Here is an 11,700-nt window from a genome sequence, read left to right as displayed (position 1 = left end):
CATGGCAGAGCTCAGCGGGAATTTATTGTACGCGGCATTTCTTTTGTATCTGGCTGCGGTCTTCTTTTTTGGGGGCTCGATCAGAAGCAAAACATCCGCGCCGAAAAAAAAGAATCGATGGGCGTCGATCGCCGTCTTGATTACGATCTCAGGGTTTGTATGCCAGCTCGGGTATTTTATCGCGAGATGGATCGCATCCGGTCATGCGCCGGTCAGCAATCTCTTTGAATTTACAACAGCTTTCAGCATGATGCTCGTTTTGGCGTTCATCATCATCTATTTTATTTACAAGTTATCGGCATTAGGGTTGTTTACGCTCCCTGTCGTGCTGCTTTTAATCGCATACGCCAGCATGTTCCCGACCGATATTACGCCGCTGATTCCGTCCTTGCAAAGCAGGTGGCTGTACATTCACGTAACGACGGCAGCGCTCGGTCAGGCGATTCTTGCGGTCAGTTTTGTCGCAGGCGTCATCTTTCTGCTCAAGCATGTGGATCAGTCGAATCCCGGCAGAAAAACGTTCTGGCTTGAATTCGTGATGTTTATGCTTGTTGCCACCCTGGCGTTTATCCTTGTGACAAGTGCATTCAGAATCGGCGGCTATGAGGCGAAGTTTAAGTGGATAAACAAAGAGAATGTAGAAGAAACGATGGTTTATGAGCTTCCGCCGCTTATCGGGCCGAACAAAGGCGAGCTGTTGACAGAGGGGAAAATGGAGCCGATTGTCAATGTTCCGCCGATATTTTCCGGCAGGAAATTAAATACCGTCCTCTGGTCGTTTGCTGTGGGAATCTTGCTTTACGGCGTCATCAGACTGATTGCGAGAAAACGGATCAGCGCGCTCCTTCAGCCGCTGGTGAAAAACGTCAACCTTGATCTCGTCGATGAAATCGGCTATCGGTCGGTATCGATCGGCTTTCCGGTTTTCACGTTGGGCGCGCTCATTTTTGCGATGATTTGGGCGCAGATTGCCTGGACCAGATTCTGGGGCTGGGACCCGAAGGAAGTATGGGCGCTCATTACCTTTCTGTTTTACGCCGCGTATTTGCATCTCAGGCTTTCAAGAGGATGGCACGGAGAAAAATCAGCCTGGCTTGCTGTCATCGGTTTTGCCATCATTATGTTTAATCTTATTTTTGTAAACCTTGTGATTGCAGGTCTGCATTCCTACGCATGATCCCTTGTATAAAGGAGGTTCGGGGCGATCCTTGAACCTCCGGTATCTTCAGGGTGTTCAGGAAACTGGAAAGCAAATCTCACTTGGATTACAGCAGCTTTTCTACTAAAATGGATGTAAGAAGATTCAATTTCGGGAGGTTTACCGATGGAACAGACAAAAGAGACAAAAATATTAGTAGTAGATGATGAGGCAAGAATCAGACGTCTATTAAAAATGTATCTCGAAAGGGAAAACTACAAGATTGAAGAAGCCGAGAACGGAGATGAAGCCATCGATAAAGCTCTTGGCCAGCACTACGATTTGATCTTGCTTGATTTGATGATGCCGGGTACGGACGGCATTGAAGTATGCCGGCAAATTCGCGATAAAAAAGCAACGCCGATCATCATGCTGACGGCGAAAGGGGAAGAAGCGAACCGGGTGCAGGGGTTTGAAGTCGGAACGGATGACTACATCGTGAAACCGTTCAGCCCGCGGGAAGTCGTGCTGAGGGTTAAAGCGCTTCTTAGGAGATCATCGCAAACTTCTTATCTCAATACGGATACGACGGCAAAAAATGTGCTTGTCTTTAACCATCTGTCAATTGATCATGACGCCCACCGGGTCATGGCGGACGGGACCGAAGTCAGCCTGACGCCGAAAGAATACGAGCTTCTCTACTTTTTGGCGAAAACGCCTGACAAAGTATACGATCGCGAAAAGCTGCTGAAGGAAGTTTGGCAGTACGAGTTTTTCGGAGATTTAAGAACGGTAGATACTCATGTCAAACGTTTACGTGAAAAACTGAACAAAGTCTCTCCGAAAGCGGCCAAAAAAATCGTGACGGTCTGGGGTGTCGGTTACAAATTTGAGGTCGGAAACGAATGAAGTTTTGGAAGAGCGTCGTTGGTAAACTGTGGTTTACCATCCTTCTCTTAGTCTCATTAGTCCTGATTATTTTAACCTTTTTTCTGCTTGAATTTATCGAAAACTATCATGTCCAGGAGGCCGAGGCGGATTTAACGAAGCTTGCCAACAAAGTGGCCGTCATTATTGAAAACCATGACGATCAGAAAGTCGCGAGGTCGATCACCTGGGAGCTTGCGGACGAGATGACCGCGATCGCCGTCATTAAAAATGAGAACGAATATTGGTATTCGCCGAATCAGGATAAAAAGCTGTCTTCTATTACGCTGAAGGAAATCAAAGGCGATCCCGATTTAAGCCGCGCGCTCGCCAATCATGAAAAGGTGCAAAAGAGGCTGTCCTTGAAAAACCAGAAGAACGATCAGCTGATCGTCGGCGTGCCTTATGGAAAAGGGAAGGGTGAAGGGATGGTGTTTCTTTCCCAGTCGCTTCTCGCGGTCAAGGATACGACAGAACATACGACAAGGTATGTCCTCTTTGCCGCTGCGATCGCCATCGTGTTAACGACGTTTTTTGCTTTCTTCCTGTCAAGCCGGGTCACCTATCCGCTCAGAAAAATGCGGGAAGGCGCTCAGGACTTGGCGAAAGGAAAATTTGATACGAAAATCCCGATCTTAACACAGGATGAAATCGGGGAACTGGCGATCGCTTTTAACCAGATGGGGCGGCAGCTGAAATTCCACATTACGGCTTTGAATCAGGAAAAAGAACAATTGTCAAACATTTTAAGCAGTATGGCTGACGGGGTCATCACCATCAACATCGACGGAACGATACTCGTCACAAACCCTCCAGCCGAACGGTTTTTGCAGGCATGGTATTATGAGCAGCACATGAACGTAAAGGAGGGGGATGAACTTCCTCCTGAAGCGCGGGAGCTGTTCCAAAACACCGTCAGCACGGAAAAAGAGCAAATGATCGAAATGACGCTGCAGGGAAGAACGTGGGTGCTGTTAATGAGTCCGCTCTACAATCAGTCCCATGTGCGCGGCGCGGTCGCCGTTTTGCGGGACATGACCGAGGAAAGACGGCTCGATAAGCTGAGAAAAGACTTTATCGCCAACGTCAGCCACGAATTGAGAACGCCGATCTCAATGCTCCAAGGATACAGCGAAGCGATCGTCGATGATATCGCGAGTTCCGAGGAAGAGAAAAAGGAAATTGCCCAGGTCATTTATGACGAATCGCTGAGGATGGGGCGGCTTGTCAACGATCTGCTCGATCTCGCCAGAATGGAAGCAGGGCACATTTCGTTAAACGTTGAAAACGTGGATCTCAGGGAGTTTTTCGAAAGGGTGTTCAGAAAGTTTTACGGCGTAGCCGCAGAAAAAGAGATCGGCCTTACCCATGACCTGGATTTACACGAAGCCAAATTTATGTTTGATCCGGATAAACTGGAACAGGTGCTGACCAATTTAATTGATAACGCCATCCGTCACACCAATCCAAACGGGAACGTCCACGTTGATGTCCAGTCTGTCGAAAGCGGCTTGAAAGTGGCCGTAAAGGACTCGGGCAGCGGCATTCCCGAAGAAGATCTTCCGTTTATTTTCGAGCGCTTTTATAAAGCGGATAAAGCGAGAACGAGGGGAAAGGGAGGAACAGGCCTCGGACTTGCCATCGTCAAAAATATTGTCGATGCCCACAACGGTTCGATCACCGTCCACAGCAAGCTGAACGAAGGTACGGCATTTACGTTCTACATTCCAAGAAAAAAGAAAGATGCTGGCCAAATTTGACGAAGAATATTGTTCCATAAGAAACAGAGAGCACCTGTTCATGCAGAACAGGTGCTCAGTCATTCGGAAGCAAACCATGCAATTTGATAGAAAATTAAGCATAATGGACGTTTAGAATCAAGGTTGAGAGTCAGAACTGGGAAGTAGCATGTTAGTCATCAAAATAACCAATTCACAACAGAGTGTAAAAATGCCTGTTTGTTAACCCGGGCGGAGAAAAATATCTGAATGCAAGGGATTTGTTGCAGAGACCGCAGATGCCCAACCGACGGAAAGAATATTGGATAGTACTTGGAGAATTGTTCGGACAAACGAAGCAAAAACATATGCCGGTCGACAAATATCTTGCAAATTTTAAATTGTTGAGCAATAAGCTATAATAAATTCGTAAGAGATACCTAGATAAATATAAGCATGAGACAGGGAATGATGATTTTTTATGGATAAAATCAAAATACTGATTATTGAAGATGATGAACCAATTGCCGATTTGCTTTCATACGGGCTTACGGGGGAAGGATTTCAAACGTGCACCGCGGCTAGCGGTGCTCTGGGGCTGAGCAAATTAGATCAATTCAAACCGGATCTTCTGCTGCTCGATTGGATGTTGCCTGATTGCAGCGGATTGGATATTTGTAAAAAAGTGACCGAGAGCTATAATATTCCGATACTTATGATCACTGCAAAGTCAGATATTACTGATAAAGTACTTGGATTGGAATTCGGGGCCGACGATTATATTACAAAGCCGTTTGACTTGCGCGAAGTTGTGGCCAGAATTCGTACGATACTTCGCCGTCTTGAACAAGCTCATCATTTGAACGAACGGGAAACGGCACAAGAGAATGTTATCAGGTTTAAAAATATTGTGATTGTTCCAGGCGAAAGACTGGTAAAAAAAGACGGGATAACCGTCGAATTGACTCCTAAAGAATTTGATCTGCTTATGACTTTGATCGGCCATCGCGGAAAAGTTTTTACGCGTTCAGAGCTTTTGGAATTCATTTGGGGGTACGATTTTGCAGGGGATACGCGTACAGTAGATACCCATATTCAAAGACTACGTAAAAAGCTTGATGCAAGTGACTTGATTACAACAGTATTTGGCATCGGATATAAATTCGAGAAACAGGAGGATTAGAGAGTGTTGCGAACCATCAAGGGTAAATTTATTATCGGGTTTTTACTGATTTTTTCGCTCTCTTTCCTCGTGCTCAATCAGACGGTAAAGAAAATCATTTGGTCAAGTAATGAAGAAATCGTTACTTCGGATTTAGTCGAACTGAAAAAAAACAGTATCGTCTATGTAAACCAAGCGTTTTTAATCAATCATTATAAAAGCAATGAGCTGTATTTCGGCGATATGGCCGATGAAATGGCAGATAATTTACATCGCTCAACAGGAAGCGATGTAAGTGTTTATAACGTGAATGGCGCTTTGTTGTCTTCTTCTAATAAGAAAGTGTTTTCCGGCAAGAGTGATGATGATCTTAAACAGGCCATCAAAGGAAAGACTGCCTATCATATATCCAATGACCGAAATAAAGCGGAGGTGTTTTTCTCATACCCGGTTGTCGTTGACGGTACAAAAGTAGGCATATTACGCTTTTCTAAAGATTTTAACCTGCTATATAAGCAAAGCGGAGAGATTCTGGATATTGTTTTTTATATCGCACTTGCAATATTTGTGGCAGCGTTCCTGTTCTCCTATATTCTCTCCAGACATATCACAATTCCGCTCGTCAAGCTGACAGAGGCTACATCACAAGTCAAAAAGGGCAAGTTGGATGTGGATATCCACTTTCGCAGAAAAGATGAGATCGGCCAGCTTGCCATTAATTTCAATGACATGATCAACAGGATTAGAGAGCAAATTTCAACCATCGAAAGGGACCGGGATCGGCTAAAGGAACTTAACGAACAGGAAAAACGGTTTTTTGACAATATGACGCATGAGCTGAAAACACCTCTGACTTCCATCCAAGGATATGCCGAAATCATAAAAGAAAAAGGCGAATCGGATCAGAAATTTTTTGATAAAGGAATGAACCACATTGTTGAAGAAAGCCGGCGTTTGCACAATTTGGTGATCAAACTTCTTGAAGTATCCCGGGAAACGTCTAAAGATCTTCAATTTGACAGGATCGACGCAGGGGAAATTTTAAAAGATGTTTGCGAATCTATGAAGTTTCGAGCAGAACGGTATAAGAAAAGGATCAGCTGTGACATCGAAGAAGGCCTGTACGTTCACGGCCAGGTGAACAGGCTGCGCCAACTTTTTATCAATCTGCTGGACAACGCGATCAAATACAGCTTATCTCATTCGGAAATCATCATTAAGGCCGGGATCGTTGGAGAAAAAGTTCTTTTTACGTTCAAGAATCCAAGTGCTCCATTTGAAAATAATCAATATTCCGAAATATTCCAGCCTTTTTATTCGGTAAACCAAAAGATCAAGGAAGAGGGAAGTGTGGGTTTAGGATTAAGCATTGTGAAAACAATTGTTGACGAACACGGAGGAACAATCAAGATGTTTTACAAGGAAAACCATACAGTGATTCATATTGAAATAGCTTACGCAAAGGTTGAGAAATGATGAAGAACAAACAGTTTATCATATGGTTAGGGGCGCTGTTGTTTCTCGTCGTTATCGTGTCCAGTTATAATGTAGGAAAACGGTCGGAAACCATTATTATACCAAGCAAGGAAGAGAGTCATATTGATGATCAGAAGACGCGCCCCTTTCAAGTGAAGACGATATATCGCCTCCCAACAGCAGATCAGTTGCTTGGGTGGTCTTCATCGGACTCCATAGTTGGTTTTTTCAAGGGTAAAGACACATCCGAACGTTCAACGCATCGTCTTCAGCGCTTTTTCGCCCCCTATGAAAAAGCCGAAAATCTGAAGGGTATTGAAAGCAATATGTTCAATCTTAAGGTGTCTCCAGACGGAAAGAGCGTCGCCGGATTGACCGTGTCATCAAATAAGACATCAATGAAGCTGATCTCGCTTGTAAACGGCAAAAAAACAGAAATCGCCAGCTTCACCTCCAGCTATGAGGTCTATGTCCAAGATGTTTCATGGTCAAATAATAGCAAATACATTTGTTATCTAGTCATAGATGCTGGGAAAGGCGGTCAGGCTGCCATTCGTGTTTTCGATACAGATTCCGGAACGCTCAAAACGTATTCATTGAAGGATTTTGACGAGAAAGATTCGCTTACGGGAGTTAACATCTCTGATAATGGACGCGAATTGCTGTTTACCGTGTTACAGCAATCGGAGCAAAACAGCACCGTGATGGGAACCATCAGCGGCAATCGCATCAATATTCAGGACAAGCGTCTGGATAGCCGGAGCGGACCTGTTTGGTTAAACAATGATCAATTTGTTTTCCTGGGTACCGGGGGAACCTTGTACGAATACGATCGCCGAAACGGAGAGCTTTCTGCTCTGCTCGAAAAAGTAGCCACCTTCAAAATCTCAAATGACCGAAAGAAAATCGCTTATTCTTTAGAGGATAAGGACAGTATTTATGCAGGTAAGCTCCAAGGAAAAAATATCCTGTATGAAGAACCGGTATATCACGGCACCATACCGTCGGAAATATATTGGAGTCCGGATGATAACAGTCTGCTCGTTCATGCTCAAAACCAGTATTCTTCCGTGGAAAGTCCATCACCGCAACTTTTTGACGACCAAGCTTATATCATTTCATTTAAATAACCTTTTAATTTTAGGCAAAAAACCTTATTTCAGTTAAATACCGAAATAAGGTTTTTTTCTTTTGTAAAGACGATTATGCCTCATGATTTCCAGCCTTTTAATCCCATCACACAATTTCATTACAGGGGAATATATCCGATTATTATTTTTTACTATCCCTCAAAAAATGATGTTTTTCTTCTTTTTGTGACATTTTGTTTACAAGTTGGTCGAACTTCTGCGATATCTCTACCTTATATTAAAAGAGCATCCTTCTTATCGAACTTTGTCTTCAAACATCAAAACTAAAAAATTGCCATTTGCGTATGACGAGTTTAAAAGAAATCTATAGTTGAGGAGTTGGAAAAAGTGTCAAATTCACCAAGAAAAGTTCATAAATTGACCGGACTGGGAAAAATAGTGTTGGGTATGCTGATCGTACTGGGTGTGACTTTGTTATGCATTTCTTGGAATGCGCTTGCTGGTTCAAAGCAGGAATCCATAAAAGAAAGCACCAACGGTTCAGCGCAGGTGTCCAAGAACCAACATTCAGGCAAACATCCAGTAGAAAAAAAGGATCGTAAGCAAACATCGCTGGAAACCGGAAAGGTCGTCTATTTGACATTTGATGACGGGCCGAATCCGGCTGCTTCAGAAAAAATCTTAAGTTTGCTCGATAAGTATCACGCAAAAGCAACGTTTTTCATGTTAAAACCGAATATTGAGCAGAATTCTAATATTGTAAGGAAAATGGTCAAAAACGGTCATTCCGTTGGGTCTCACGGAGTTACGCATCAAGTATCGAAAATCTATAAATCTCCTGAAAGCTTTGCAGCGGAGATGAACGATACGCTTCATACGATCAAAGAAACAACCAACGTCAACACACATTTGATCAGATCGCCTTATGGATCAAAGCCATACATTACTGGTCCATTTCAAGAAGCCATTAAGCGTGAGCATTTTAACATTTGGGATTGGACTGTTGATTCAGAGGACTGGAAGTCTGGAAATACAAATGGTCAATTCGTGAACAATGTGATTCAGCAAGTCAATAACCTTTACGGTGTTGAGCCGCTTGTCGTATTAATGCATGAAAAACCGACAACTGCAGCGCATTTGGAAAAATTACTGAAGTACTTTCAAGATAACGGATATGAAATGAAGGCAGTTCATGATTCGATGAAGCCGCTTCATTTCAGATGGAATTAATCAATCCGACAATCACGATTTCGAATGATAACATGCCGACTGCGAAAGCAATATTAGGTGCATCGGCAAGGAAGGGATATTCTAGTGAAAATGAGAAAAAGAAAATTAAAAATCAAAAATACGGTATTGTTTGTCCTGGCTTTATTGATCACTGTCGGCGGTTTGGTTTCTTACGGTGTTTACCGTAACGTAGCAAAATCAATAAGCAATATGTACGAACCTCTTCACCGGGATTCCGAGCAGAAGAAAGCAGCTCCGCACGATCCCATATCGATCCTTTTATTAGGGATAGACGAGCGGCCTGGTGATAATGGGCGCCCGGATTCTATGATTGTCATGACTGTAAATCCGGAGACAAAAAAAGCCACAATGACAAGTATTCCGCGTGATACGAGGGTATTTATACGATCAAAGAATACCTTTTCTAAAATGAATTCGGCATACACCTATGGCGGAATTGAAGGTACCGTTCAAACGGTAGAACAATTTTTGGACATTCCCATCAATTATTATATCAAAGTAAATATGGACGGGTTTAAAGATATTGTAGATGCGGTTGGCGGAGTCACGGTGAATAATCGTATCGATTTCACTCTTGAAGGAGTGCATCTATCAAAAGGGAAACTGCATCTTGACGGTAAGACTGCTCTTACATATGCCCGGATGAGAAAAGACGATCCGCGCGGTGATTTTGGACGCCAACAGCGTCAGCGTGAGATTATCAACCAAATTATTCATGAAGGTGCACAATTAAAATCATTAACAAACTATCAAGAGATTTTAACTGCATTGGAAAAAAACATAAAAACGAACTTGACGCTGGACAAAATGATCGATATTCAAAGCTCTTATAAAGAAGCCGCCAAGGATATTAAACAATTCGAAATTGAAGGTGAAGATAAAAAAATTGATGGCTTATGGTTCCACGTTGTAACTGACGAAAAGAGAAAGGAGATCTCAAAAAAGCTTCGCCGGCAATTGAACTTAAAATCATAGCACGATGAAAATCAGTCAATCTCAGAAAAGTATTAACCTTATTTGCTTGTCAAGATCAACAAGTCCGTCCGCAAGAACAAAAACCTGATTGAGGGGCGGTTGTAATGAAACTTGGGTTCCTCAGCAAGCTATAGCACCTGTTCATTTAGGACAGGTGCTTTTATGATGTGGTATAGTTAAATTTTAGTTTAACTTTAGGAAAATTCCCTTCCCATTTTCATATTTTCGTAATATAGTTGTAATAGTTGTAATGTAACTTTTTGTGATTGACAAACGACAATAAATTGAACGGAGGGGTTTCAAGTGGAAGAAACCTTTCAGAAAATATATGATACATATCATCAAGATTTATTTCAGTTTTTATTTTATATGGTAAAAGACAAAAGCCAGGCTGAAGATTTAGTTCAGGAAGTCTATATCCGCGTTCTGCATTCGTATGAAACATTTGAAGGCAGAAGCAGCGAAAAAACATGGCTTCTTTCAATCGCAAGGCATGTCGCCATCGATTGGTTCAGAAAACAGCAGACGATCCGCCAGCGGATCATGGGGACGTTTGACTGGGAGAAGCAGGATGTAAAAGACCGGCAACCCTTGCCTGAGGACATTTTGATGCAGAATGAAAATCTTAATGAAATCTTTAAAGCGCTTGATAAATGTACATTGGATCAACGATCTGTCATCGTGCTTCGGTTTATTCAAGGGTATTCGATTGCAGAAACAGCCCAAGCTTTACATTTTTCTGAAAGCAAGGTGAAAACGACTCAGCATCGCGGTCTGAAGGTACTTCGCAAACAGATGGAGCTTTTGAAGGAGGAGCAAAGGAATGAAGAAGTCAGAATGGAACGAAGAACGGCTAAAGATGTTACTAAGCCAACTTCCAACGGTTAAGGATGATCGTTCACCGTATCAAATCTATCAAAAGCTGCTTCACGCACAGCCGAAAAAAACTCCCTCAAAAAAACGGTTCGGGGCATTTGCTGCATCAGTTTGCGTTCTCTTTCTTCTTGTGCTGATAACTCCTCAATTGGTTGACCAGACAAAGCAAAACGGTGAAAATCCTGACATTGCTTCCGCCAGCCAAAGCAAAGTGGAAGCTAAGCATAAGGAAACCAAGACGGCTGCCGACCGGTCTGAACCCGCAAATACATATGTCGTTCCAAGCGATCAAAAAGACAACTATATCACCTTTGCATTTCCCGATGATTCGAAGTCGGTCGTCGTGCCGGTCAGCATTAGGAAAAAAGCCGGCATGAAGACTGTTGAAGACGCGCTCAACGAATACACCCGGCTTGATGCCGATCAGTTTGAGCCATTGGACACATCTTATTTTCAACATGTGACATTCAGTGAGCAAACGGAAAGCCACTCGGTCACCCTGCAAGTGAATAAGGACATTTCCGGAATCTCCACGGACGATTTCGAGCTGATGAAAGAAGTGATCAATGAAACCTTTAAATGGGGTTCCTGCGACACTGTTCAGTTTGTCTCAAACGGCGAACCGGGCGTTACTATTGATTCATACGGACTTCTTATGGATCTGTCAATCGAGCAGAAGACCAAAAGGGGCTATTTCCTATATGAAGATTCTGACGGTGAGCAGTTTCTTGTGCCGTCACGCGAATCGTATCAAAGTATAAATGAAGCGATCAGCCAGATGCAGCACGGAGAAAGCGGCTCTCATATCAAATCCATTTTATCGGGCGACCGTGCGATTCAGGCTGTTGAAGAAAACGGAAAAGAGCTGATCATTCGTTTTGCACCGTCTGCGGACATTCAAAATCAATCCGATGATATTTTAATGCTGGAAGGCCTGCTCCTGACGGCAAAAGATTTCGGCTATACAAAAGTAAAATTTACGAATGCGAACACCGATAAGATCGGCAGCTATGATTTGACAAAACCGATTCCCGTTCCATACGCGCCGAACCCGATTACGATAAAAGGCTGAAAAAGAGACTCTGA

General features: G+C 43.1%; 10 protein-coding genes. All 10 read left to right on the top strand.

Annotation, left to right across the window (positions count from 1 at the left end; all coding sequences use genetic code 11):
• Nucleotide 1: 1 nt before the first annotated feature.
• Nucleotides 2-1,177: a c-type cytochrome biogenesis protein CcsB gene (ccsB, locus tag AB447_RS03355; protein WP_048352902.1), complete on the top strand. Its 1,176-nt coding sequence runs from the start codon at nt 2-4 to the stop codon at nt 1,175-1,177.
• Between the two features lie 147 nt (nt 1,178-1,324).
• The gene (locus AB447_RS03350; protein ID WP_046129841.1) at nt 1,325-2,047 is read left to right on the top strand and encodes a response regulator transcription factor; all 723 of its coding nucleotides are present in this window, start codon (nt 1,325-1,327) and stop codon (nt 2,045-2,047) included.
• Nucleotides 2,044-3,825 carry an ATP-binding protein gene (locus AB447_RS03345; RefSeq protein ID WP_048352903.1) on the top strand — a complete coding sequence of 594 codons (1,782 nt, stop codon included), beginning with the start codon at nt 2,044-2,046 and terminating at the stop codon, nt 3,823-3,825. Before AB447_RS03350 ends, AB447_RS03345 begins: the two co-directional genes overlap by 4 nt.
• Nucleotides 3,826-4,264: 439 nt before the next feature.
• Nucleotides 4,265-4,966, top strand: a complete 702-nt coding sequence (locus tag AB447_RS03340; protein WP_048352904.1) for a response regulator transcription factor — start codon at nt 4,265-4,267, stop codon at nt 4,964-4,966.
• A 3-nt stretch (nt 4,967-4,969) separates the two neighbouring features.
• Nucleotides 4,970-6,421: a HAMP domain-containing sensor histidine kinase gene (locus AB447_RS03335; protein WP_048352905.1), complete on the top strand. Its 1,452-nt coding sequence runs from the start codon at nt 4,970-4,972 to the stop codon at nt 6,419-6,421.
• Nucleotides 6,418-7,551: a WD40 repeat domain-containing protein gene (locus AB447_RS03330; RefSeq protein ID WP_048352906.1), complete on the top strand. Its 1,134-nt coding sequence runs from the start codon at nt 6,418-6,420 to the stop codon at nt 7,549-7,551. The genes AB447_RS03335 and AB447_RS03330 overlap by 4 nt, the downstream gene beginning before the upstream one ends.
• A 348-nt stretch (nt 7,552-7,899) precedes the next feature.
• Nucleotides 7,900-8,742 carry a polysaccharide deacetylase family protein gene (locus tag AB447_RS03325; RefSeq protein ID WP_048352907.1) on the top strand — a complete coding sequence of 281 codons (843 nt, stop codon included), beginning with the start codon at nt 7,900-7,902 and terminating at the stop codon, nt 8,740-8,742.
• A 90-nt stretch (nt 8,743-8,832) separates the two neighbouring features.
• Nucleotides 8,833-9,738 carry an LCP family glycopolymer transferase gene (locus AB447_RS03320; protein ID WP_048352951.1) on the top strand — a complete coding sequence of 302 codons (906 nt, stop codon included), beginning with the start codon at nt 8,833-8,835 and terminating at the stop codon, nt 9,736-9,738.
• Nucleotides 9,739-10,041: 303 nt separating this feature from the next.
• The gene (gene sigX, locus AB447_RS03315) at nt 10,042-10,626 is read left to right on the top strand and encodes an RNA polymerase sigma factor SigX (protein WP_046129843.1); all 585 of its coding nucleotides are present in this window, start codon (nt 10,042-10,044) and stop codon (nt 10,624-10,626) included.
• Entirely contained in the window at nt 10,562-11,686 is a 1,125-nt protein-coding gene (locus AB447_RS03310; RefSeq protein WP_048352908.1) for a hypothetical protein, read from the top strand. The genes sigX and AB447_RS03310 overlap by 65 nt, the downstream gene beginning before the upstream one ends.
• Nucleotides 11,687-11,700: the final 14 nt, after the last annotated feature.

Origin of the sequence: Bacillus glycinifermentans, from assembly GCF_001042475.2 — a bacterium.
Classification (GTDB): domain Bacteria; phylum Bacillota; class Bacilli; order Bacillales; family Bacillaceae; genus Bacillus; species Bacillus glycinifermentans.
This window is presented reverse-complemented; position numbering and strand designations above follow the sequence as displayed.

Bases quoted from the DNA above. Each gene is read 5' to 3' on its own strand.
- ccsB (WP_048352902.1), top strand. From the start codon at position 2: ATGGCAGAGCTCAGCGGGAATTTATTGTACGCGGCATTTCTTTTGTAT.
- AB447_RS03350 (WP_046129841.1), top strand. From the start codon at position 1,325: ATGGAACAGACAAAAGAGACAAAAATATTAGTAGTAGATGATGAGGCA.
- AB447_RS03345 (WP_048352903.1), top strand. From the start codon at position 2,044: ATGAAGTTTTGGAAGAGCGTCGTTGGTAAACTGTGGTTTACCATCCTT.
- AB447_RS03340 (WP_048352904.1), top strand. From the start codon at position 4,265: ATGGATAAAATCAAAATACTGATTATTGAAGATGATGAACCAATTGCC.
- AB447_RS03330 (WP_048352906.1), top strand. From the start codon at position 6,418: ATGATGAAGAACAAACAGTTTATCATATGGTTAGGGGCGCTGTTGTTT.
- AB447_RS03320 (WP_048352951.1), top strand. From the start codon at position 8,833: ATGAGAAAAAGAAAATTAAAAATCAAAAATACGGTATTGTTTGTCCTG.
- AB447_RS03310 (WP_048352908.1), top strand. From the start codon at position 10,562: ATGAAGAAGTCAGAATGGAACGAAGAACGGCTAAAGATGTTACTAAGC.